This window comes from Bacillus sp. 1021 (assembly GCF_014534735.1).
GTDB lineage: Bacteria > Bacillota > Bacilli > Bacillales > Bacillaceae > Bacillus > Bacillus siamensis.
This window is the reverse complement of the sequence record NZ_JACVSR010000003.1, coordinates 177,436-200,413: the sequence shown is the minus strand read 5'-3', so window position 1 is coordinate 200,413 and position 22,978 is coordinate 177,436. Positions and strand designations below refer to the sequence as shown.

The 22,978-nt window shown below is 42.2% G+C and carries 27 protein-coding genes, 5 pseudogenes and 1 other annotated feature; of the genes and pseudogenes, 22 read left to right on the top strand and 10 right to left on the bottom strand.

Going from position 1 to position 22,978, the window contains the following annotated elements:
• Positions 1-11: 11 nt before the first annotated feature.
• From ICW23_RS12715 to ICW23_RS12690, 7 genes and pseudogenes are all read left to right on the top strand, one after another.
• Complete coding sequence (locus tag ICW23_RS12715; RefSeq protein ID WP_223152359.1) at positions 12-272, top strand: DUF2651 family protein; 261 nt, start codon at positions 12-14, stop codon at positions 270-272.
• Between the two features lie 190 nt (positions 273-462).
• Entirely contained in the window at positions 463-963 is a 501-nt protein-coding gene (locus ICW23_RS12710; protein ID WP_188154584.1) for a DinB family protein, read from the top strand.
• A gap of 156 nt (positions 964-1,119) precedes the next feature.
• Positions 1,120-1,595: pseudogene (locus ICW23_RS12705) on the top strand (GNAT family N-acetyltransferase); the annotation flags it as partial.
• A gap of 133 nt (positions 1,596-1,728) precedes the next feature.
• Positions 1,729-1,791: a tetracycline resistance efflux system leader peptide gene (locus tag ICW23_RS19280; protein WP_134816631.1), complete on the top strand. Its 63-nt coding sequence runs from the start codon at positions 1,729-1,731 to the stop codon at positions 1,789-1,791.
• 33 nt (positions 1,792-1,824) lie between these two features.
• Positions 1,825-3,201: a tetracycline efflux MFS transporter Tet(L) gene (gene tet(L), locus ICW23_RS12695; RefSeq protein ID WP_188154583.1), complete on the top strand. Its 1,377-nt coding sequence runs from the start codon at positions 1,825-1,827 to the stop codon at positions 3,199-3,201.
• Positions 3,202-3,299: 98 nt separating this feature from the next.
• Positions 3,300-3,518 (top strand): annotated as a pseudogene (locus tag ICW23_RS18975) (hypothetical protein).
• 165 nt (positions 3,519-3,683) lie between these two features.
• Entirely contained in the window at positions 3,684-4,220 is a 537-nt protein-coding gene (locus ICW23_RS12690; RefSeq protein WP_188154582.1) for an ATP-binding protein, read from the top strand.
• 434 nt (positions 4,221-4,654) lie between these two features.
• Here ICW23_RS12690 and ICW23_RS12685 read toward each other — a convergent pair whose 3' ends face one another.
• A complete protein-coding gene (locus ICW23_RS12685) occupies positions 4,655-5,182 on the bottom strand; it encodes a PadR family transcriptional regulator (protein ID WP_049627068.1) in 528 nt (175 codons plus the stop codon).
• Positions 5,179-6,021, bottom strand: coding sequence for a sialate O-acetylesterase (locus ICW23_RS12680; RefSeq protein ID WP_188154581.1), 843 nt, complete (start codon positions 6,019-6,021; stop codon positions 5,179-5,181). Before ICW23_RS12680 ends, ICW23_RS12685 begins: the two co-directional genes overlap by 4 nt.
• A gap of 102 nt (positions 6,022-6,123) precedes the next feature.
• Here ICW23_RS12680 and ICW23_RS12675 point away from each other — a divergent pair.
• Both ICW23_RS12675 and ICW23_RS12670 read left to right on the top strand, forming a co-directional pair.
• Positions 6,124-6,490, top strand: a pseudogene (locus ICW23_RS12675) (recombinase RecT); the annotation flags it as partial.
• Between the two features lie 59 nt (positions 6,491-6,549).
• A pseudogene (locus tag ICW23_RS12670) lies at positions 6,550-6,802 on the top strand (phage major capsid protein); the annotation flags it as partial.
• Positions 6,803-6,906: 104 nt separating this feature from the next.
• Here ICW23_RS12670 and ICW23_RS12665 read toward each other — a convergent pair.
• Complete coding sequence (locus ICW23_RS12665) at positions 6,907-7,356, bottom strand: MerR family transcriptional regulator (RefSeq protein WP_099744680.1); 450 nt, start codon at positions 7,354-7,356, stop codon at positions 6,907-6,909.
• A gap of 169 nt (positions 7,357-7,525) precedes the next feature.
• On the opposite strand from ICW23_RS12665, the gene ICW23_RS12660 reads away from it, so the two are divergent.
• Positions 7,526-8,377: an aldo/keto reductase gene (locus tag ICW23_RS12660; protein WP_095241582.1), complete on the top strand. Its 852-nt coding sequence runs from the start codon at positions 7,526-7,528 to the stop codon at positions 8,375-8,377.
• Between the two features lie 372 nt (positions 8,378-8,749).
• Here ICW23_RS12660 and gdh read toward each other — a convergent pair whose 3' ends face one another.
• The 5 genes from gdh to sigK all read right to left on the bottom strand — a co-directional run bounded on the left by gdh (position 8,750) and on the right by sigK (position 13,257).
• Positions 8,750-9,535, bottom strand: coding sequence for a glucose 1-dehydrogenase (gdh, locus tag ICW23_RS12655; protein ID WP_016938876.1), 786 nt, complete (start codon positions 9,533-9,535; stop codon positions 8,750-8,752).
• Positions 9,536-9,602: 67 nt separating this feature from the next.
• Entirely contained in the window at positions 9,603-10,454 is an 852-nt protein-coding gene (locus ICW23_RS12650; RefSeq protein ID WP_049627063.1) for a RhaT/GlcU family sugar-proton symporter, read from the bottom strand.
• 515 nt (positions 10,455-10,969) lie between these two features.
• Positions 10,970-11,605, bottom strand: coding sequence for an FMN-dependent NADH-azoreductase (locus ICW23_RS12645; RefSeq protein ID WP_045926767.1), 636 nt, complete (start codon positions 11,603-11,605; stop codon positions 10,970-10,972).
• 71 nt (positions 11,606-11,676) lie between these two features.
• Positions 11,677-11,994: a winged helix-turn-helix transcriptional regulator gene (locus ICW23_RS12640; RefSeq protein ID WP_016938879.1), complete on the bottom strand. Its 318-nt coding sequence runs from the start codon at positions 11,992-11,994 to the stop codon at positions 11,677-11,679.
• Between the two features lie 534 nt (positions 11,995-12,528).
• Entirely contained in the window at positions 12,529-13,257 is a 729-nt protein-coding gene (gene sigK, locus ICW23_RS12635) for an RNA polymerase sporulation sigma factor SigK (RefSeq protein ID WP_016938880.1), read from the bottom strand.
• Between the two features lie 179 nt (positions 13,258-13,436).
• Positions 13,437-13,666: a binding site (T-box leader), on the top strand.
• Positions 13,667-13,713: 47 nt separating this feature from the next.
• Between sigK and ICW23_RS12630 the strand changes: the two genes are divergently transcribed.
• Both ICW23_RS12630 and ICW23_RS12625 read left to right on the top strand, forming a co-directional pair.
• Complete coding sequence (locus ICW23_RS12630) at positions 13,714-14,970, top strand: MFS transporter (RefSeq protein WP_188154580.1); 1,257 nt, start codon at positions 13,714-13,716, stop codon at positions 14,968-14,970.
• Entirely contained in the window at positions 14,936-15,406 is a 471-nt protein-coding gene (locus ICW23_RS12625; RefSeq protein WP_045926765.1) for a GNAT family N-acetyltransferase, read from the top strand. Before ICW23_RS12630 ends, ICW23_RS12625 begins: the two co-directional genes overlap by 35 nt.
• Before the next feature lie 15 nt (positions 15,407-15,421).
• On the opposite strand, the gene ICW23_RS12620 is transcribed toward ICW23_RS12625, so the two are convergent.
• Positions 15,422-16,048 carry a TVP38/TMEM64 family protein gene (locus ICW23_RS12620; RefSeq protein WP_188154579.1) on the bottom strand — a complete coding sequence of 209 codons (627 nt, stop codon included), beginning with the start codon at positions 16,046-16,048 and terminating at the stop codon, positions 15,422-15,424.
• Positions 16,049-16,381: 333 nt separating this feature from the next.
• Here ICW23_RS12620 and ICW23_RS19275 point away from each other — a divergent pair.
• From ICW23_RS19275 to ICW23_RS19105, 4 genes and pseudogenes are all read left to right on the top strand, one after another.
• Positions 16,382-16,582, top strand: a pseudogene (locus tag ICW23_RS19275) (peptidoglycan-binding domain-containing protein); the annotation flags it as partial.
• Positions 16,583-16,692: 110 nt separating this feature from the next.
• A complete protein-coding gene (locus ICW23_RS12610) occupies positions 16,693-17,427 on the top strand; it encodes a polysaccharide deacetylase family protein (protein ID WP_095241585.1) in 735 nt (244 codons plus the stop codon).
• 71 nt (positions 17,428-17,498) lie between these two features.
• Entirely contained in the window at positions 17,499-18,230 is a 732-nt protein-coding gene (locus ICW23_RS12605) for an SGNH/GDSL hydrolase family protein (RefSeq protein ID WP_188154578.1), read from the top strand.
• Positions 18,231-18,304: 74 nt separating this feature from the next.
• The gene (locus ICW23_RS19105) at positions 18,305-18,439 is read left to right on the top strand and encodes a hypothetical protein (protein WP_016938886.1); all 135 of its coding nucleotides are present in this window, start codon (positions 18,305-18,307) and stop codon (positions 18,437-18,439) included.
• A gap of 129 nt (positions 18,440-18,568) precedes the next feature.
• Here ICW23_RS19105 and sda read toward each other — a convergent pair whose 3' ends face one another.
• Complete coding sequence (gene sda, locus ICW23_RS12600; RefSeq protein WP_003152850.1) at positions 18,569-18,709, bottom strand: sporulation histidine kinase inhibitor Sda; 141 nt, start codon at positions 18,707-18,709, stop codon at positions 18,569-18,571.
• A 359-nt stretch (positions 18,710-19,068) separates the two neighbouring features.
• Between sda and ICW23_RS12595 the strand changes: the two genes are divergently transcribed.
• From ICW23_RS12595 to yqeK, 6 genes are read left to right on the top strand one after another with little or no spacing between them, the layout of a single operon-like run.
• Positions 19,069-19,587, top strand: coding sequence for a YqeG family HAD IIIA-type phosphatase (locus ICW23_RS12595; RefSeq protein ID WP_014470710.1), 519 nt, complete (start codon positions 19,069-19,071; stop codon positions 19,585-19,587).
• 2 nt (positions 19,588-19,589) lie between these two features.
• A complete protein-coding gene (gene yqeH, locus ICW23_RS12590; RefSeq protein WP_016938887.1) occupies positions 19,590-20,690 on the top strand; it encodes a ribosome biogenesis GTPase YqeH in 1,101 nt (366 codons plus the stop codon).
• Positions 20,691-20,709: 19 nt separating this feature from the next.
• A complete protein-coding gene (aroE, locus tag ICW23_RS12585) occupies positions 20,710-21,552 on the top strand; it encodes a shikimate dehydrogenase (RefSeq protein WP_188154577.1) in 843 nt (280 codons plus the stop codon).
• Positions 21,546-21,836, top strand: coding sequence for a ribosome assembly RNA-binding protein YhbY (gene yhbY / locus ICW23_RS12580; protein WP_064777737.1), 291 nt, complete (start codon positions 21,546-21,548; stop codon positions 21,834-21,836). Before aroE ends, yhbY begins: the two co-directional genes overlap by 7 nt.
• A 10-nt stretch (positions 21,837-21,846) precedes the next feature.
• Positions 21,847-22,416 (top strand): nicotinate-nucleotide adenylyltransferase, encoded by a 570-nt coding sequence (locus ICW23_RS12575; RefSeq protein ID WP_016938889.1) that lies wholly within the window; start codon positions 21,847-21,849, stop codon positions 22,414-22,416.
• Positions 22,406-22,966, top strand: coding sequence for a bis(5'-nucleosyl)-tetraphosphatase (symmetrical) YqeK (yqeK, locus tag ICW23_RS12570; RefSeq protein WP_016938890.1), 561 nt, complete (start codon positions 22,406-22,408; stop codon positions 22,964-22,966). The genes ICW23_RS12575 and yqeK overlap by 11 nt, the downstream gene beginning before the upstream one ends.
• Positions 22,967-22,978: the final 12 nt, after the last annotated feature.

Genomic DNA, 22,978 nt, shown 5'->3' with positions numbered 1-22,978 from the left:
GAGGTGTTTGTATGAGTCCGCTGTTGAGTCCTGCGTATATCATTCTCATCATTCTTCCGGGAACTTCTTTTCTGTTGGGGATTTTAGGATATTTCATCTTCAAAAAAGTATGGATGATGGTTGGTATTGTTTTCATTTTGTCCTTGATATTTATGTTTATTGTAATAGGTGCCGAGCCGACATTTTTCATTTGGGTGGCTATGATGACGGGGAGCTGTTTTATCTCCGGTTCAATCACTAAGACGATATGGACTTTTGCAAAGCGAAACTAATAGAAGAATCCTGTTTGAACAGCTATACTTCTTTTTATCGATTATCTGTTGGATTCTTATTTTGTATGTTATTGTCAGATCGGGCTTTCTGTTAAGAATGTCATTAGACATGTCTGTTTAAAGTTTTGTTCTTTTTACTTAACGGAGCATGATTATTGAACTCGGGCGCATGGAAAAAAGGAGGATTTTTATGTTTCAAACCTTAGATCATTTTTTGAAATCTTGGGAGTTCGAAGCCGATGCGACACAGAAACTATTAAATACTCTGACTGATAAATCACTAAAACAAGAAATCACTTCACAGAACTGGACTTTAGGCCGTATTGCTTGGCATACTGTTGCTGCTATTCGCATCATCACATCAAACACAGATTTAACGTTTCGCGGCCCAGCTGAAGATTATCCTGTTCCCTCTTCGGCCCAGTTGATAGCTGACGGCTATCATCAAGCAAGCAATGCGTTCGTGCAGGCGTTAAAAACGCAATGGACTGACGATACACTTGAAGAACGTATCAACTTTATGGGTCAGCAGCTGCCCAATGGTTCACTTTTACTGTTTTTAATTCAACATCAAAGTCATCACCGGGGACAAATGACCGTTCTTATGAGACAGGCGGGTTTACCTGTTCCGGGTATTTATGGCCCGGCAAAAGAGGAATGGACAAAGTTTGGGTTGGAAGCTCCGGAATAGGATGTTGTTGTAGGAGCTCGAATGAATAGATAATACCAATCAATGTTGGTATCTTTTTTGTTTTAGTCTTAGAGTTATTAAACCGGGACCATGAAATGCCACGAATCACAGTTAAAAAGACGTAAAGCAAGGTGAATAAATGCAGAAAGGTGATTAATGATAACTAAAATGACTCGATTCAATATGAAAGACTTCAATAAACCAAACGAACCTTTCGTTGTTTCAGGGAGAATCATCCCTTCATTTGAAAAATGTGTGGACATATACAGAAGAGATATTTGCTGAACCTTATGTCAAAAAATATGACGATGAAGAAATTGATGTCAGTTATATTGAAGAAGAGGATAAAGTTGTCTTTTTTATTACGCAGAGAACCACTGTGTCGGCCGGAGTAAGCTTCGTTCTAATTGGAATGGATACGCACTGATTGAAGACATTGACGTTGCAAATAGAAAAAATGGTGTCGGGACGGCTTTATTACATAAAGCGATTGAGTGGACAAAGGAGAATCATTTATGCGGTCTCATGCTTGAAACACAAGATATTAACGTTTCAGCTTGTCATTTTTATGCCGAAAATAACTTTGTCATAGGAGCGGCCGATACAATGCGTATTCCAATTTTTCAACAGCATATAGCGGGTGTGTGTCGCAATGTATTCATAATATCGGATTGAGGATTTTTCTTTTTTTGCATCGAGCCTTATTGTTGTATACCTTAATCTGTATATAATAAGATATATCAATCTATGCAGGGGGAGTTAAGTATGAAGTGCAAAAAAATGAACAGGGTACAATTAAAAGAGGGAAGCGTATCAATGGCCCTATAAACTGCGTCTGCCCTCATTAATGGAGGGGAAATTGTGAATACGCCTTATTCACAATCAACTTTACGGCACAACCAAGTGTTCATTTGGCTTTGTGTTCTGTCATTTTTCAGCGTATTAAATGAAATGGTTTTGAACGTCTCGTTACCTGATATCGCCAACGATTTTCATAAACTGCCAGCGAGTGCAAACTGGGTGAACACAGCCTTTATGCTCACCTTTTCCATCGGAACTGCTCTGTATGGGAAGTTATCAGATCAACTGGGCATCAAAAAGCTGCTCCTGTTTGGGATTATGGTCAATGGCTTCGGATCAATCATTGGATTTGTCGGACACTCTTTCTTTCCTTTACTCATTCTGGCCCGATTTATTCAAGGGGCTGGTGCTGCCGCATTCCCGGCACTTGTAATGGTTGCAGTCGTACGCTATATTCCGAAAGAAAACAGGGGTAAAGCATTTGGTCTGATCGGGTCGCTGGTGGCAATGGGGGAAGGTGTCGGACCGGCTATTGGCGGAATGATCGCTCATTATATTCACTGGTCATATTTGCTGCTTATTCCAACAGCAACAGTTATCACTGTTCCATTCCTGATAAAACTGCTTGAAAAGGAAGAAAGAATCAGCGGGCGCTTTGATATGGCGGGGATTATATTAATGTCTGCAGGCATCGTATTTTTTCTGCTGTTTACAACGTCATATAGAATGTCTTTTCTGACCATCAGTATTCTAGCTTTCCTGATATTTGTGAAACATATTAGGAAAACTCAAGATCCCTTTGTTGACCCTGCACTGGGGAAAAATGTCTTGTTTATGATGGGCGTCCTTTGCGGAGGCCTGATATTCGGCACTGCTGCAGGATTTATGTCTATGGTTCCTTATATGATGAAAGATGTTCACCATTTAAGTACTGCGGCAATTGGAAGCGGGATTATGTTCCCCGGGACGATGAGCGTCATCATCTTCGGTTACATTGGAGGATTGCTTGTTGATCGGAAAGGTTCTTTATATGTGCTCACCATCGGGATTGTATTGATGTCTTCCAGCTTTTTAATCGCTGCCTTTTTTATAGATGCGACACCTTGGCTCATGACCGTTATAATCGTTTTTGTTTTTGGGGGGCTCTCCTTCACAAAAACGGTTATATCTACAATTGTGTCTGGCAGTTTAAAACAAAAGGAAGCCGGGGCCGGAATGAGTTTGCTTAATTTTACGAGCTTTCTATCAGAGGGAACGGGCATTGCGATTGCAGGCGGTTTATTATCGATCCGCTTGCTGGATCAAAGGCTGCTGCCTGTTAACGCTGATCATTCCGCTTATTTGTACAGTAATATGCTGATCCTATTTGCAGGAATCATCGTTATGAGCTGGCTGGTAACCCTGAATGTCTATAAACGTTCGCGGAGAAATGACTAAAAAGGGAAAAGGATCAAACTTGATAAAAGTTTTGATCCTTTTTTTGAGGAGCTTCCTTATTCCGAAACCTTTTGTCGATCAATGAAAGGAGAGTTAAGGTGAATTACATTTATAAGAAAAAGGAAAAGAAAAATGGAAATTGTATCATTTCAATCAGAGATAAATGGGAGAATGCACTTATTGAGTTTGAACAACAAAATAATCAAATTTAGATCGTGATCAATTACCGTAACGAGAAAACAACTAAGTTTTCATTGCCAATCGAGACTTTTGAAAAAGTGTATGAGGATATTAAAATAGGCCGGAGAGAAAGTTAATCATTCTGTTTGAAAAAGGACCATGAAGTTCGTAAGTATTATGGTCTTAACACGCATCTGGATTCCCCCAGCAAAGCAAAGGTTTTGGGGATTTATGTTAAAATAAAAGTAAGAACCCTATGCAGCGGACAGGGAGTTTCGTTGCTTCATAAGGAGGGGGGAACTATGAAAAATAATATTCACATACTGGGAGCCTCTGGAGTCGGCACTTCAACATTGGGTGCTGCATTATCAAAGCATTTGCCTCATACGCATCTTGATACTGATGATTACTATTGGACAGATAAATTCACTAAAAAAAGAGAAATTCCTGAAAGAAGAAAGCTGCTTGAAAAAGACTTAACAATAAATGAGAAATGGATTCTTTCCGGCGCAGTGTGCCGCTGGGGCGATAATCTAAAAAGTGATTTTGACCTTGTCATCTACTTATGGATTCCGCAAGATATCCGGCTTGAAAGATTAAGGCATAGGGAATTTCAACGTTATGGAAACGAAGTGTTAGCCGGCGGCAGTAAATATGAACAATCAAAAACATTTTTAGAGTGGGCATCTTTATATGATCATGCTGGAATGGAAGTTAGAAGTAAAGCTTTACACGAACATTGGATGGCAGATTTATCTTGTCCAGTGTTAAGAATTGAAGGAGATTACTCAGTCACTGAAAGAGTTGACCGTGTCTTGGATTATCTGAATTCTAATTAAACTAACGGAGATAACTGCATAAGAGAAATTCAATTGAAAGTAGCTTTCGCAGAGGTATATAAAAAATTTTAGTTTATGTTGAGAACGATGTTCACCTTCACTGCTTGTTCAATTAGAGGAAGTGATTCTTCCTTAAGGGAGATCACTTTTGCTTATTCGACTAAAGCAGCAGTTTTGCGGAAGAAGGAGAAAAATCAGAATACTAAATGGTGTAAAAAGAGGTTATTAATACGAAGGATTGAAAAAAAGAACACGCAGCAGATTCACTTGCTCTTGTTGGGGGGGGGGGCAAGTGTTGACAACCCGATTACTGGTTTAATTAAAGAAGGAGTATAAAACCTGTATCAATGATGTTACGAGATATCTGCGACACAGGTTTTATACTTAGGTAACTCTTATATATTTCACATTGCATTTTTTTATTATGCAATCGTTCATTCTATTTCTGCTTTCAATTTTTCGAACCATTCTAAATTAACCAAGTGATGTGAACGGGAATTTTCGTTCATACGGCGAAAGTAATTGATTGTGCCGGGAATTTCTTGAGTGATGGACAGGTATTCATCAAGGAGCTCGATTCGAGTTTTAGTCTGATTGATTTGTGATTGGATCAGATCCAGTAATTTATTTTTGTCGAATTCATCGGCAAAGAGTAACGCCCCATAAAATTGCAGGTTCACATATTCCGATTTGGTGCCGTATTTGATCATTAATTTCTCGAATTCTGCCCTTCCCGATTCTGTGACGTTAAAGTTACGGATTTCACGCCCGCTGGTTGAGGGTTTCTGATGAATCTGTTCGATAAAACACTTTTCTTCAAGTTGCTGCAGATTGTAATAAAATGAACCTTTCGTGAAGTTAACAATGTATTTGTAATGACGTTTTTCCATTAAGGCCAGAAGTTCATAGCCGTGAGCGCCGGGGTTTTGGATGAGCAGGCCAAGGATAAGTAAGGGAATTATGGTTTCATCACCTTCGCCATCCGCGCCTCAAATTCCGCGTACGTGATTTTGCCCGAAGCCAAATCCATACTATGAAGGTAAATCTGTTCTGTTTTAGAATAGCCACCCTTCACTTTCAGTGATTGCTCCTCTCCCGAAATAGGTTTCAGGATATGGCACTTTTTCGAAAAAGCCTCGAAATAGCGGTAACCGAATTTGCGTTGTGAAGCTGCGTCTAAATGAATGCCATCAGGATTCGCAGTCAAACCTGTTGCCGTAACAAAATAACAATTCGGTTGTTCATTAGCGAAACGCAGCAATTGTTCATTAACCTGTCGAAATTCGGTCGCATGCTGTCCAAAACCGGTCTTCCCAAGAAAGTCACCAAGCCCTCCAATCATCAACGGTACCTCATCAAGTTTCAACTCGTTTCTTAGCGTCTCGATGATAAGGGTTAATTTCTCGTAATAAGTTTCATGCAGCGAACGATAACTGTCACTCTCACCTTGGTGCCAAAGGATTCCGCAAATTTGACTGGACCGGAGAGCGAAGCGGGCTTCGGACAAAGCATGCTGAAAAAGGATACCTTCCGGATGCCAGTCATTCAATGAACTGCCACCTTCCGCACAAGGGATTAAGCCAATTTCTTCATCGGGATGAGCTTTTGACCATGCATCTGCAAAAGATGCCGCCAGGCCAACGCCGGAAACCGGACGGTCGTAATTAATCGGCTCTGTCATCATCTGCCACTGTCCATTGCGCAACATTTTTATTTTTTCATTATAGATAGGATCTACTTCATTCAAAAATCCACGGCCCGCCATATTCGACTGCCCCAACATCAAAAAAGACTTTATCATCTAATTTTTCACTTCTTTACATCAATATTTGGTCTAATTAGACTATAGTCAATTCAGTTTGTCTTGTAAAGTTTTAACAAGGTTTTATTAGTATGTATGATAAGCGCTCCTGTGGCAGCTACACTCAACCTGCCTATACATAAAAACTTAGGGTTATGCCTGGAAAGGATCAATTCCAGCTTGGATACAAAGGGTACATACAGCTTGCTTTGCAACGTCCATCAATTGCATACCGATTCATGAAGGCGAATTGCAGAAGTGGAATCCGCTGACCGAGGAGATAGAGATTGATTTTGAAAAACGAGAATAAGATGCGGTAATTGGTTATGCAGCTTATTTTGAGTTGATAAATGGCTTCCGAAAAACAGTGTACTGGACAAAGTCACAAGCAGAAAAGCACAAAAAGAAATTCAGTAAGTCTGATGTTGGATGCAAAAATGACTGGGATGCGATGGCTCTTAAGACTGTATGAAAAGCAGTTTTGAGCAAGTGGGGGATTCTTTCTAAAAAGCAGTTAGTTATTAATGATTTATTCGAATGGTTCAAGATACGCCAACGATTTTATGAGATGCGCGAGTTATCCAAATGGATCATGACACACAGAAAATCGAGAAGATCGGTTTTGGTCAGTGTATTTTAAGAGCAGCCCAAGAGGAAGTTGCGCTGACTAAGGATCAAAAATCAGTTCCATCAACCAGCACAGTTAACTTAAGCACAAAAGAAGTAATTGCTGAAGTTTAACATTACCTATGACACACTTGAAAACAACATCGAACAAGAAGTCGCATACAGATGCGACTTCTATCAATAGAAAGTAACCGTAAGAAAAAATTTAAGGATTTGCAGCCCTATGGACAGAGCCATTGATGTGCTCATAAGTATCTCTCACACTTTCCGAGCATCCGGCGAGTAAAATACGTCACTATGCATATGCTGTATTTTTTCCCAGTTGGCGGGATTGGTTGTATCAAAAGAGCGGTGCTCCATAATGGCCTGATATAGGGCGGTTTTTTGTTCCAAATGGGCAATGTGCTGTTTGGCTTCTTCGAGCTGGGCGAGCGCATCTTCTTTATGTTCCATCATGAGTGTGTACCGTTGTGGAATGGTCGAATCTCCTTCAAGACAGAGATTCACGTACGTTTTAATGACTTCAATCGGCATTCCGGATTGCCTGAGGCATTTGACGCCAAACAGCCAGTTAATTGATTCTTCGTCGAACAAACGAATATTGTTTTTATTGCGTCGTACGCTCGGCACCAGGCCTTTATCCGTGTAAAAGCGCACCGCATGCTCGGTGAGTCCGGTTATCATCGCTGCTTCTTTGACTGTATGCATGTGTAATCCTCCTTTAAACATTTTTAAAAAAGTGCTTGCCTTCGTGTTACACGAAGATAATAAGCTTATTATAACGCAAACCAGCCGCAGCGGAATTCATTCTGCAGTGCCCGATTTTCGGGATGCGTGCCGTTTGTCGTTCTACATTTGAACAATAGGAGGAATTACAATGCAAACCGTAACATTAAACAATGGAGTGAAAATGCCAATTATCGGCTTCGGTGTGTACCAAGTCCCCGATGCTCAAGAATGTGAAAACGCAGTATATGAAGCGCTGATGGCCGGTTACCGCCTGATTGACACCGCTTCCGGTTACCTAAACGAGGAAGCAGTCGGACGTGCAATTAAGCGGAGCGGCGTACCGCGTGAGGAGCTATTCATTACGACCAAGCTCTGGATTCAGGATGCCGGCTATGAAAGCGCCAAAATAGCCTTTTCCAAATCATTGAGTAAGCTGCAGCTGGATTATCTTGATTTATACCTTATTCACCAACCATACGGCGATTACTACGGCGCTTGGCGTGCGATGGAGGACCTGTACCGCGAAGGAAAAATCAGAGCAATCGGAGTCAGCAACTTCTATCCCGACCGTCTTATGGATCTCATCATGCATAATGAAGTCGTGCCAGCCGTCAATCAAGTCGAAACACATCCATTCTATCAGCAAAAAGAAAGTGCTGCTTTTATGAAAGAGCAGGGAGTACAACACGAGTCGTGGGCACCGTTCGCTGAAGGACGCAATAACATGTTCAGCAACGAAGTGTTGACTTCCATTGCCGAAAAACACAATAAATCCGTCGCCCAGGTCGTGCTGCGTTGGCTTGTTCAGCGTGAAGTCGTTACGATTCCAAAATCGGTGCGCAAAGAACGGATTGTCGAAAACTTTGACATTTTCGATTTTGAGTTGAGCTTAGAGGATATCGAAAAAATTTCCGCCCTTGATAAAGGAGAAAGTCTTTTCGGATCGCACCAAGATCCGAAAATTGTAAGATCGATAGGCGCCATGAAATTCGATCTGTAGCTTTTGATTGAACCGTAAATTGATCATCTATTTATTTGCTATCATAATAGCAGAATTGTACTAAGTTTGTTGTGAAAATTCTGTCAATAAAGCGCGATCCAGCTTTAAATGTTGGTTTTAAAATTGAAGGAGATCAAGTTAGGGCTAAAGGAAGGGAAGGACCCTTCCTTTTTTACTTGGACGGACTGAAAACAGTGCCCTTTTTCTGGCCAAATATAAAAAAACACACAAGTGGATAAAATGAACCTATTTGTTCAATATAATCAGCTGCTTTGAAAGTATATAAAAAAGGACACCAAACCAACAGCACCAGTGCTATAAGTTCAGTGTCCGCAGACTTCTATTTTTTATTTCTCTAAAGCCTTATTCTTATTAACCTCTTCCAGCTTGGAAAGAAGGATATTTCGTCATACCGCCATCTGCAAAGAGTGTAATACCCGTTACATAACTTGCTTCAGAAGATGCTAAGAATGCTGCTACAGAGGCTACTTCTTCCGGTTTACCGATGTAACCCATCGGAATCATGCTTTCAACATCTGCACGTTGTACCGGATCTGCAAATTTTTCAGCATTGATTGGTGTGTTCATTGCTCCTGGTCCAATATTGTTCACGCGAATTCCTTTTGGTGCATATTCGAGTGCCAATGTTTCTGTCATTAGCTTCATACCGCCTTTACTAGCTGCATAGTGAACAAATAGCGGCCAAGGAATCATTTCATGTACACTGGACATGTTTATGACATTCCCTTTAATATCATTTTCTACAAAGTATTTGATCGCTTCACGGCTGCCAAGGAATGCTCCTGTTAAGTTTGTGTCGATTACCTTGTTCCAATTGTCTAAAGAAAGTTCATGAGACGGTACAGGGTTTTCAACACCAGCATTGTTAATCATTACATTCAATGTGCCAAATTCTTTTACAGCTGTTTGTACAAGGTTGATGACATCTCCTTCTACTGTTACATCACCAGGTACAATAATAGCTTGTCCGCCTGCTTCTTCCACTTCTTTTTTAGCTTCTAATGCTTCATTTTCATTATTACGATAGTTAATGACCACTTTTGCTTGTTCTTGACCGAAGCGAACAGCCATTGCCCGTCCCAGGCCTGTAGCTCCGCCTGTGATTACGACTACTTTATCTTTTAAATCTTTATACATGATAAGTTCCTCCTGGTTCTAACGATTATTTTTTAATAGATATTCTTACTGTTTAGGTTAATGTATTTTAACTTTTTGCTATTCCCAGCAGCACTCCGCCCAAAATAATGAGCACAATGCCAATTGAAATCGAAATAAGCTGACGGTTTGTTTTCTTTTCGCCTAGTAAGAAGATACCTCCAAGCGTTGAAACGACGATTCCCATTTGTGATAGTGAAAAACTTGTCGCTACCCCTACCTTAGGTTGGGAAATAAATAAGAACATATTACCCGCAGCCCATATAAGACCGGGAATAATGTTGCGAATTGTGTATTTATTAAAAGGCTTATGTTTATAAGTGAGGATGAGTCCGCCGATAAACATACCGATAGCTTGAGGGAATAAAGCCACCCAGCCATCAACGTTAAACAAACGTGCAACGACCACATATACTAAATATCCAATCGTAGATATGATGAGTGTGATAATGCCCTTTTTAAATTGCCCAGATTGCTCTTTATTTTTTTTGCTTTCAAGAGAGGTTAATACAATCCCAATCACGATAAAAATGAGGGCTAGTATTCCCAATAGAACTGTAGTGACTGTTGACCACTCATGAAAAACAATCACCCCAAACAAAGCTGTTGATACGAGCTGCATACCTGTTGAAATCGGCATCGTTTTAGAAACACCAATATATTCAATGGTTTTTAACTGATTACTTTGTCCAACAGCCCAAAACAACCCAGAAACGATTCCTACAATAAAGATAAAAGGCGTCAATACAGGATGGATAACGAGATAGATAACAGCTGAAAAGATCAGTGCTCCAATCGTTGTTCCAAGTGTTTGACTATAAGGTCCTCCGCCTAACTTGACATTGAAGAGGACGATACTTCCCCAAAATATTGCAGGAAGAATGGCTAAGAAAATATCCATTTGATGCAAACCTTCTTTCCCAAACCCTTGATGTATTGAAAGTGGCTAGTTTTGTTTCGTCACTTTACGTTACTAATAGTAACCTAGGTAACTAAAATAGTCAATGATTTCATCTTGCATTTCTTTTTTTCTGATTAGTTCTTCAATTAGACCTTTCTTGATGTTTCGGGTCTGGAATAATAAAAATGGTTCATTTATAAGAAATCTGATTTCAAAAGAAAAAATCAGTCGCAACGAAAAAAACTAACCTAAGTTACTATTGGTTACTTAGGTTAGTTTATCGCATAGGTATGAGTGGTTTGTTAACTAACATAAAAAGAAAGGTGAAACTCAAGTGGCAGAAACATTAATATCTGCTGGGAAAGTGTTTATTGAGGGCACAGTCGTATAAATCATGCAGGTTGGGGTGTGCGGCAGCTATTTATGTTTAAAGAAAAAGAGGAATCAGTATAGGAAGATGTATAAAACAAAAATGAAGGGCCTTGATAAGGTTCAAGGCCTTATGATGTGTTGGATTAAAATTGTTTAGCCATCTCTTTGGCTTGCTGCATTGCTTTATCTTTAATTTGAGAAGCTTGTTCCGGAAACTTCATTTGCCCTTCAATAATAATACTTTCAAACGATTTGATACCAAAGAAATCCATAACCGCTTCTAAGTATCGATTGCCCATCTCTCTTTCCATTTCAGGACCATGTGAGTAGATGTCTCCCCGCGATTGTATATGGAGAGCTTTTTTTCCTTTTAGTAATCCTTTTGAACCTTCTTTAGTATATTTGAAGGTTTTACCTGACACTGCGATTGCATCAATATAGGTCTTCATGATGGCCGGAACGGAAAAATTCCACATAGGTGTTACAAAAATATATTTATCAGCTAACAAAAACTGTCCGCCTAATTCAGCTAAACGGGCGACTTTTAACCGTTCATCTACTGATAAATCTTGAAGTGAAGCTTGAGAGCGAAGTTTTTTCCAACCATTAAATACATCTGCGTCTAGATAAGGAATATCAGCTTTATATAAATCTAAATGGACAACATCATCTTCAGGATGTGTTTGTTTGTAGCTTTCAATGAATTCTTTTCCTACGGTCATGCTGAGTGATTCATCTTCAGGCAGAGGATGTGCTGTGATATAGAGAACATTAGACATGGAGATCTTCCTTCCTTATTAGATAATGAAAAACAGCGCTGTGTTTATTGGCATAGATACTAAAAGAACTGTCAATCCTTGACCCAGCTTTCCGCCCATTGACTAATCGGTCCTAATATTTTTCCTAATTCTGTTCCTTTTTGAGTTAAAGAGTACTCAGAACGTATCGGACGATCGGGGATTACATTTCGGACAACAATTCCCTGTTCTTCTAATTCTTTAATCCGTTCCGTTAATATCCTTCTGCTTAAGGAAGGCATGCTCTCGCTTAACTCACTAAAGCGCTTAGGACCGCTCATTAGCACATAAATAATTAATCCTGTCCACTTTTTCCCAATTATCTCGAAACTTTTTTCTACTTTAGGTTGTAAATCTTTCGACTCGCCCATATTATATGTCCTCCTTCAATAAATATGGATGAAAAATAACTTATGCATTTATTGTAACAAAAATAATGGAAATGTATTTGGGCACTTTGAATTAAAAAGGTTGATATCTCTTTTTTTAGTTACTTTTTGTCACTTTAGTTCCTTTTAGTATCAGGTGAATGAGCAGAATTTCTAAAATAATCAAATCATGATTGTGAAATGAAATATATTTTATTGATAACAATGTGCGGATATTAAAGGGAAATAATTCAATAACTTAAGTATATATGAGTATTTATAATGGTTAAATAAATTAACTCTAAGAGGGAAATGAAATACATCTTATGTTGTATTGATCATGCCGCGTTCGTTATACCTGAATGAACATATAATTGATGAGATATTAAGCTGCATGTGGAGGTGAATAAACAGGGGGATATTCAGCTTTTTGATCCAGGTTGATAGAGTATATGTAAGGAACGATTTTTCATATATTCTGACTGTATTGAAAAAGATAAAACAGAAAAAGCCGGGATGTCAGATCCGGCTTTTCGCTTACTTTCCCTTCGACTTCTTCCGCTTCTCTTTCTCCGCCCGGTAAAACTCATGAAACATCTTCATCAGCGCCCGTTTTTCAATCCGGGATACATAGCTCCTTGAAATGCCGAGCTCTTTCGCGATCTCGCGCTGCGTCTTTTCTTTTTTTAAATCAAGGCCGAAGCGGCCGACGATCACTTCTTTTTCGCGGTCGTCTAAAATGTCGATATATTTTTTGACCTTTTCAAGCTCCATGTTGAGCTGAATGGTGTCAATCACATCTTCGCTTTCCGACTTGAGCACATCGATCAGGCTTATTTCATTCCCTTCTTTATCTTGGCCGATCGGATCATGAAGGGAAACGTCTTTTTTCGTTTTTTTCAAGGCGCGCAGATGCATTAAAATCTCGTTCTCAATACATCGTGCGGCATATGTCGCAAGCTTCGTGCCTTTTCCGGCTGAATAGCTTTCGATGCCTTTAATCAGACCGATTGTACCGATGGAGATCAGATCTTCTGCGTCTTCTCCCGTGTTTTCGAATTTTTTTACAATATGGGCGACTAAACGGAGATTATGTTCGATCAGCATATTGCGGGCGTGTTCATCTCCTTCGGCCATAAGGTCTAAGTATTTTTTCTCCTCACTATTTGAGAGCGGTTGTGGAAAGGCATTATTCTTCACGTATGATACTAAAAACACGAGTTCTTTCACAATAAACCCGAGCGCTGCAAAAACACCTGTCACCATCCTCACCTCCACAAAGTTATGTAGGCAAAAGCCTATATGTAACTGTATGTGGCAGTCAGGCTGTTTGTGTCTGTACAGGGAAATTAATCAAAGGCAAGTTTTATTTCTTACAGCCTCTTGATTTTTTCTGATTGAGCCTGTATATTGTTAAAAAAAGTAAGGGCGAAAAGAATATAACGTGAAAAGCGCTGAAGAGAAGAGTAGACAGATATCATTCATGACAGAGAGCTCCGGGAGCTGGGAAGGAGTATGAATGGATGTGTTGAAACAAACCTCTTAGCTTCGCATCGGAATCATGCAAAACGAGGATGATGCGGCGGATACTCCTGTTACCGAGTAAGCTTTGTACCGGCAAGGCCGGCGCCAAACCGAATTGAGGTGGCATAGCGGGCTGTTTCCCGTCCTCAAGACTTCATTGTCTTGAGGGCGTTTTTTATTTTCTGAGGGAGGGATAAGATGAAAAACTGGAAGTCTTGGCGGCACCCGGTGCTTTTGTTAACCGGAATCGGGGTAGCGAATATTGGTGAATGGATTTATTTTTTGTCTCTTAATCTTATTGTCTTAAAAGAAACGGGGTCTGCTTTTGCAGTTTCCATTCTTTATTTAATCAGGCCTGCGGCTGTTTTGATGACAAATGGGTGGGCGGGCAGCATCATCGACAGGTGTAACAAACGGAGTATGATGATGTCGCTTGATTTCATCCGGGCTGGGTTCATTGCCGTTCTGCCGCTGATGTTTACTGCAGGGTCTCTATTTTCCGTTTATTGTATCGTGTTTTTGATTCATATGGCTAATGCGATGTTTCATCCGTGTTCCATGGCGTATGTGACGATGCTTATCCCGGCTGAAAGGAGAAAACGATTCAATTCACTAAGGGCTTTGCCGGAATCAGGGGCTTTTCTCCTCGGGCCGGCTGCGACCGGGCTGCTTTTTATCGTCGGCACGCCGATTTTTGCGATTTGGGTGAATGCGGCTGCTTTAATGCTGTCCGGTTTCATCACGATGATGCTGCCGAATCTTGAAAATGAGCCTTACGTACATTCTCCCAGACAGAAGCTTTCTTTGGCAGTGTGCAAAGAAGATTGGAAGCTCGTCTATCGCTTCAGCCGAACGGCGCGAAACGTCATGATCATTTATTTTTTATTCAGTCTGGTCATGACCGTGATGTTGTCTGCACTTGATTCGCTTGAAGTCGCTTTTTCAAAAGAGGTTCTTCAGCTGACTGATGCTGATTACGGTTTTCTCGTCAGTGTGTCAGGGGCAGGGGTTATAGCGGGGGCGCTTGCCAATGTGTTCTTTAATAAAAAAATGCCGGCTTCTTTATTGATGGGAATGGGCTCTTTTTTCACAGCGGCGGGATATATGATTTATGCGTTTTCTCACGTTTTTTGGACGGCTGCTTGCGGGTTTTTCATTCTGGCTTTTTTCTTGGCATTTGCCAATACGGGATTTCAGACGTTTTATCAAAAAAATGTTCCGGTGGACATTATGGGGAGGGTGGGCAGCTTTTATTCATTAGTTGAAGCCGTCTTCATTATATTGATAACGGCGGTTTTCGGAGCGGCGGCAGTCAGTTCTTCCGTCCGCCATATCGTCATCACAGGCGCAGCCGTTATGCTGATGTTGGCAGCCGTTTTATGCTCATTCTTACTTGCGGCCGCAAAAAGGAGGACACTTGATGGATTTCAAGCGAATCAATTTAAACAAACATAAAGAGACGGCCGTTTCATTCCGCAAAGATTCGTTTCTCGTCAGCTTTGGTACGGCGGATCATTTTAATAAGGATGAGTATCTCAGATGGCTGTCATCTCAAATCAAGAGCTTTCCCGACGGTTTTGTGCTGCTTTTTCATAACGGGCAGCCGATCGGACAGCTTGAAGCCTCCATTAAACCTTATCGCGATCAAAAAATCGGTTATGTGCACCTTTACTATATTACTGAGCGGCAGAGGGGAATGGGGTACGGGACGAAGCTCCATCAATACGCGAATCAGTTTTTCAGAACGAATGGTGTTTCGGAATATCATCTTAGAGTTTCTCCGGACAATAAAGCGGCCCTGTCATTTTACAAAAAGCAAAACCTGAAAGTGCTCGGTTCAGAATTAAACGGAAAGGTTCTCAGAATGAGAGGAGCCGTACCGCCGGTATAGAGGGCGGTACGCGCTTCATTTTTTCGTCGTTTTTAAAAGGCCGGGAAACTTTTTATAAATGACCGCCATTAACACGAGCATATACATTCCGTAAATTCCGAAAGACAGCAGTTTGTTGCTTGTAAATGAAGCGCCTGCGACTGTCACGATCACAATGTTCGGAATTTTGCCGAGCGTCGATGCGGTAAAAAAGATTGGCCATCGTATGTTGCTCAGCCCGCATACGGTATTCATGGCAAGCGACGGTATAATCGGAATCAGCCGCCCGAAAAGCACCGCCGTAAACGCGTGCTGATGAAATGAATCTTCATATTGGGCCGCGGCCGGGTAAGACAGCAGCTTTTTTCTGGCCCAGTCTCTGAATCCGTACCGGACGAGAAAAAACAAGGCCATTGTCCCGAGCATCGCGCCTGACAATGTAATCCACACCCCGTTTACAATCCCGAAGACCGCTCCGTTTAAGGCCGCGATAATGGCGAATGGAACAATCGGGAAAAATACGTCAGCTGCGACCAGCAGGATACTCATGAGCACGGCGTACATTCCGCCCGCCCGAATCATGCCGAGCCAGACGTCTTTTTGCATAAAACCGATCATCACAACAGCAATGATGACGGCAAGACTGAATCCTTTTTTTATCATCTGTACGTTCACCTCTTTTCAAATAGTATACAGTACAAATCTATCTCCTTCTATTAAAAAAGGGTGTCCGATAAGCGTGCTTTTGCATTGTTTAATAGGAGAGGGATAAAATGATATCCATAAAAAAGACCTGATACCGAAATCAAACGGCAACTGGCCGAGATATGCAATGGACCCGGATTATATTACCGTCCATCATACATCCAACACGGACGGCGCAGACGCGAAGATGCGCGCAAAAAGCTCATGAAAGATTATAATATACCTCTTGATCGCGTCGTTCCCCATAAAAAATTGCCCCGGCAGGCTGCTGAACAGCTGGGAAGCCAGGTCGAAAAGGCGACTCAAGTGCAAAGAGTCCTTGCCGCCGCTTATTTTTGCCCTGATAAAAATACGGAAAATCATGGAGTTGACGGAATATACGGACCCAAAACCGCCAATGCCATAAAGTGGTTCCAAATCATGAACAGCTTGCAGGCTGACAGGATTTACGGTCCGAAAACGAAAGACAAGCTGGAAGCAGTGCTGTCATAATTCAGCATTACCTGTTTCTCACAGAAGAAGCGGGTGATGCATTATTTGCGCGAGAATGATTTTTAAAAAAGGGGACACGTTAACAGTAGTGTTTACTGGAGGTGTAAACGTTGAGATGCTTTCATCTGATCATTATGATATGCGTCCTCACGAGTCTCACTGCCGTGTCCGCCGATGCGAAATCATTAAAAAGAAGTGACATGGAGAAGACGGGAAACGTGTATTGGGATATAAGGTCTGAAAAAAAGAAACTGTCTTTAACCTTCGATGACGGCCCCCACCCTGTCTATACAGAGGCTGTGTTAGACGTGCTGAAACAGTACAATGTTAAAGCGACTTTTTTTTGTATCGGAAGCCGTATAGACAATTACCCTATAACGGCAAAGCGCATTATTGAAGAAGGACATGAAATCGGCAACCATACGATGAACCATGTTTATTTTCACCGTCTGAAACGCAAAGACATTTTAAAAGAGCTTCACAGCTCAGCGCATCATATCACATCGCTTCAGCCGGAAGGGGACAAGTTATTCCGCCCGCCGGGAGGATCGCTGAATCGTACGGCTTTCAAAAGCATCTTAAAAGAGGGCTATCATATCATTATGTGGTCTTGGAACCAAGATCCGAGGGACTGGAGAAGGCCCGGAAAAGGAAAAATCGTCAGACACGTTGTTTCACATGCCAGAGATGGAGATATTATTCTTCTGCATGACGGCGGAGGCAACCGGCGCCAGACGGTTGAGGCTTTGAAAGAAATTATTCCCCAGCTGAAAAAGAAGGGCTACACGTTTGTTAAGGTTTCGGATTTGATCGGAGAGGATGCCGGCCCTTTTCATATCCAGTAAAGAGAGCGCCGCGTTGAAAGCCGCAAAAGAGACGTGTACCATATAGGATGTAAGGTTTGGGGGGAGAAAAAATGAAGTTTGCTGTTCTTTTTATTACGATAGCCTGTCTGTTATCAGGATGCGCCGCGGGCAAAGAGAAAAGCGCTGTCGCTTTCGGTGACAGCAATACGCGCGGTTCCAATTGGGATTATCGTGATTATCCAAAGGCGCAGCAGTGGGTAAACATGTTAAAAACAACGGAACGCGGCCGTCTTACGGTTATAAATGCGGGAATAGGCGGTCAGACGACTGAGGATGCGCGCCTGCGATTTCAAAGCGACGTGCTTGACCGCAAGCCTCAATATTTATTTATCATGTTCGGAACAAATGATGCGGGCATTTTGACGGGACATCAGCCGCGAGTATCAAAGAAACGGTTTAAAGAAAACCTGACTTATTTTGTAAACGAAAGCCGAAAGCACCGCATAAAGCCGGTTTTAATGACGTGCATTCCAGTTATAGAAGGAAACGGAACACATCATCTCTATTACTATTCAAGATATAAAGCTTCAGCCTTTAAAGAAAAAGGCGGAGCGAGAAAATGGCATAATTCCTATAACGGTATTACAAGGCAGGTTGCAAAAGAGTTAAAAGTGCCTCTGGTGGATAATTGGAAGCGCTTTATACGCGCGGACGGCGGCAAAGATACAGACCGGGCGCTCATCCAATCCGGACTGATAGATCCTTCCGGAAATCACATGACGCCAAAAGGGGCCAGAATCTTAATTGAAGGCATAAAAAATGGGCGGATTTTGGAACGCTGACGCCGTCAGCTGCCTAAGCCGTTTTGCTCGTGCATCATAGGCTGTAGAAAAACATCTTTTTGGAGGCGATTGCTATGAACCGCGGTTTCCCTCCGCCATATCCTGTATGCCCGCCTCCTCGGGTGAATGCGGGGTACTGGTACGCATTTTTTGTTGTGCTGCTCGTCGTTTTTCTCGTTCTGGGCGGCCTGTATTGGTTCAAAATTTAACAGCCGTCCTCTTAAACACCTCTGTAAGGGGTGTTTTTTGTTGAAAGTGGTAGTAAAGCGTATAACCGAAGTGATATAATATCAGTCATCTGAGTAAAAAAAGGAAATTCGCCCGGAAAATTTTTCTGTTTAAGAAGAAACGGAAATAATGTGTCCGAGCGATCTTCTTTTGATTTCGTTTTCAATTAACTCGATAAATTCACGGCTCAAATTCATTTCATTGGCTTTGAAATAAGATTCTATTAGTAATTCATCAGAAAGCTTTCTCATGCCGGGGACCCAATTAATGGGAGTGGCACCTCCTTAACAGTTGTAATCAATCATCAGACGCGAGCATATGATGGAAGGTTGCGTTTCAATCATGGTGAGGTTATCTTTAATCTACCATGAAATACAAATAAGAACAATCGTTCTGTTATCCACACTCATAAGTGGATAACTTGTTAGTATCTTGTTTATAATCTGGATAAATCCGGATGTAATAAGAGTGGATAATGTGTGTAATTTTATCCACAACTGGTGAAGAAACCCAATTTTTGTCGAAATTTTTTTGCTGAGTCCGACTTTGTTTTTAAATCCGACAGGTTTCGACATATAGATGATAGAAAGAAAAAGGAAGGGTGCGGGTTTTGTTAAAAAAGTTTTTTTTACCTGACGAATTTGTGAAAAATATATTTCATATCACACCGGAAAAGCTCAAGGAGCGCAATGTGAAAGGGATTATTACAGACCTTGACAATACGCTTGTGGAGTGGGACAGACCGAGTGCGACACCTCGATTAATCGAGTGGTTTGAAGAAATGAAGGAGCACGGCATTAAAGTCACGATCGTCTCCAATAATAATGAACGAAGAGTGAAATTATTCTCGGAGCCGCTTGGCATACCGTTTATTTATAAGGCAAGAAAACCGATGGGACGCGCCTTTAAAAGAGCCGTCAGCAGCATGGATCTGAAAAAAGAAGACTGTGTGGTCATCGGCGATCAGCTGCTTACTGATGTTCTCGGCGGAAACAGACACGGGTATCATACGATCCTTGTCGTGCCTGTCGCTTCCTCTGACGGGGTCATGACGCGCTTTAACCGCCGGATTGAACGGAGAATATTGAGTTCTTTGAAACGTAAAGGCCATATTCAGTGGGAGGATTAGAAATGGAAAAGGTTGTTTGCATCGGCTGCGGAGTAACGATCCAGACCGAGGATAAACAAGGTCTCGGGTATGCGCCGAAGGCATCGCTCACAAAAGAGAATGTCATCTGTCAGCGCTGCTTCAGACTGAAAAACTACAATGAAATTCAAGATGTTTCATTAACGGACGATGACTTTTTAAATATCTTGCACACAATCGGCGATACTGACTCTCTTATTGTCAAAGTCGTTGATATTTTTGATTTTAACGGAAGCTGGATAAACGGACTGAACCGCTTTGTAGGCGGAAATCCGATCATTCTTGTCGGTAATAAGGCTGATATCCTTCCGAAATCCGTAAAACGGGAACGGCTCGTTCAATGGATGAAACGCGAAGCGAAAGAATACGGCTTAAAACCTCTTGATGTCTTTTTAATCAGCGCTTCACGCGGACAAGGGATGAAAGAAGTCATTGACGCCATTGAACATTACCGCGAAGGCCGCGATGTGTATGTGGTGGGCTGTACGAATGTCGGCAAATCAACGTTTATCAACCGGATTATTAAAGAGGTCTCAGGGGAAGAGAATATCATTACCACTTCTCAATTTCCGGGCACGACGCTTGATGCAATTGAAATCCCGCTTGATGACGGGTCCGCGCTTTATGATACCCCGGGAATCATTAACCATCACCAGATGGCGCATTACGTCGACAAGCGTGACTTAAAGGTGCTGACACCGAAAAAAGAACTGAAGCCGCGCACTTTCCAGCTGAATGAGAAACAAACGCTTTACTTCGGCGGGCTTGCCCGGTTTGATTATGTTTCAGGCGATAAATCGGCGTTTGTCTGCTATATGCCGAATGAATTGATGATTCACAGAACAAAGCTTGAAAATGCTGACGCCTTATACGAAAAGCATGCGGGTGAACTGCTCACCCCGCCCGGGAAAGATCATTTGGATGAATTTCCGGAGCTTACGGCTCACACGTTTACGATTAAAGAAGGAAAGACGGATATCGTTTTTTCCGGTCTCGGCTGGGTCACGGTGCAGCAAGCAGATAAAAAAATAACGGCATACGCTCCGAAAGGCGTACACGTATTTGTCCGCCGTTCATTAATATAGAGAGAAGGGGAGAGGGAGCATGAAACAATTGTACGGAGTAATCGGAAATCCGATCGGGCATTCAATGTCACCCGATATTCATAACGCGGCTTTGAAAGATAAGAACATCAACGGGCAGTATTTTGCGTTTCAGGTGGAACCTCACAACCTCAAGGACGCCGTTAACGGAATTAAAGCACTGGGCATCTGCGGAATTAACGTTACAGTCCCGCATAAAGTCGCGATCATGGAGCATCTGGATGAAATACATGAAAGCGCAAAAGTACTCGGAGCCGTAAATACCGTCAAAAGAGAGGGAGACAGGCTCATCGGGTATAATACTGACGGAGACGGATTTTATAAATCCTTAGTCAAAGTTTTGGACAAACCGATATCAGAGCTCTCCATTCTAATGATAGGAGCGGGAGGGGCGGCAAGAGCGATTTTTACGACGATCGTCCGCAAAGAGCCGAAACAGTTTGACGTTTGCAACCGCACGCCGGAAAAAGCAGAAAGTCTGATTGCGGCCGCTCCCTCTTTTCAGCAGAAACGCGCTCTTACATTAGAAGAAGCTGAAAATCAGCTTGAGCAATATGACGTCATTATTCATACAACATCTGTCGGCATGTATCCGAACACGGATGCCGTGCCGCTCTCATTGGAACGGGCCAAAACGGGCGCCATCGTTTGTGATATCGTATACAACCCGATTCAAACGGCGTTATTAAAAGAAGCTGAAAAAAGAGGTTTGACTACCCTTGACGGCATCGGCATGTTTGTAGAACAGGCCGCACTGTCCTTCAAGCTGTGGACGGAACAGGAGCCTGACAGCGGTCTGATGAGAGCAATTGTTGAAGGAAAACTAGGAGGAACACAATGTTAACAGGAAAACAAAAACGGTTTTTGCGTTCAAAAGCGCATCATTTAACGCCTATTTTTCAAGTGGGAAAGGGCGGAGTCAACGAAAACATGGTGAAACAGATTGCCGAGGCTTTAGAGGTAAGAGAGCTGATTAAAGTCAGCGTGCTTCAAAACTGCGAAGACGATAAAAACGATGTCGCAGAAGCCCTTGTGAAAGGCAGCCGTTCACAATTGGTGCAGACGATCGGAAATACGATCGTATTGTATAAGGAATCAAAGGAAAATAAACAAATCGAGCTTCCGTAAGGTGGTTGACATGAAGAAAATCGGAATATTCGGGGGCACATTTGACCCTCCGCATAACGGTCATCTTCTGATGGCTAATGAAGTCCTTCATCAGGCGGAGCTCGATGAGATTTGGTTTATGCCGAATAAAATTCCCCCGCATAAGCAGAATGAAGACTTTACCGACAGCCGGCACCGGGTTGAGATGCTGAAGCTTGCCATCAGCTCAAATCCCGGTTTTAAGCTTGAGCTGGCGGAAATGGAGCGGAAAGGTCCTTCTTATACCTATGATACTGTCCGTTTACTGAAGGAGCGGCACCCGAACGACAAGCTTTTCTTTATTATCGGGGCGGATATGATTGAATATCTGCCAAAATGGTACAAACTGGACGAACTGCTTACACTCATTCAATTTATCGGAGTGCGGCGCCCGGGGTATCATATTGAGACCCCGTATCCGCTGCTTTTTGCTGACGTTCCGGAATTTGATGTTTCGTCAACGATGCTGAGAGAACGTCTCAAAGCAAAAAAAACGACGCAATACTTAATGCCGGATAAAGTGAGGCAGTATATAGAGGAGAATGATTTATATGAATCGTGAGGAAGCACTTGCCTGCGTCAAAGAACAGCTGACCGAGCATCGCTACATCCACACAATCGGCGTGACAGATACGGCGGTTATTCTCGCAGGCCGGTTCGGAGCAGATCCAAAAAAAGCGGAAATGGCGGCTATTTTTCATGATTACGCCAAATTCCGGCCGAAAGAAGAAATGAAGCAGATCATCGTGCGGGAAAAAATGCCGGCTGAGCTTTTGGATTACAATGCCGAGCTGTGGCATGCTCCTGCGGGGGCGTATCTGGCTGAGAAGGAAGCGGGGATCACTGACCCCGAGATCTTAGACGCGATCCGCTATCACACGTCAGGGCGTCCCGGTATGACCCTTTTAGACAAAGTCATTTACGTGGCGGATTACATTGAACCCGGCCGCCATTTCCCCGGAGTGGAAGATGTGCGCCGCCTGGCAGAAAAGGATCTGAACGAAGCGCTTATACAAGCGCTGAAAAATACAATGATATTTCTGATGAAAAAAAACCAGCCGGTCTTCCCGGAGACATTTGCAACCTATAACTGGCTGGTGTCTCAAAATTGACAGGAGGAATAT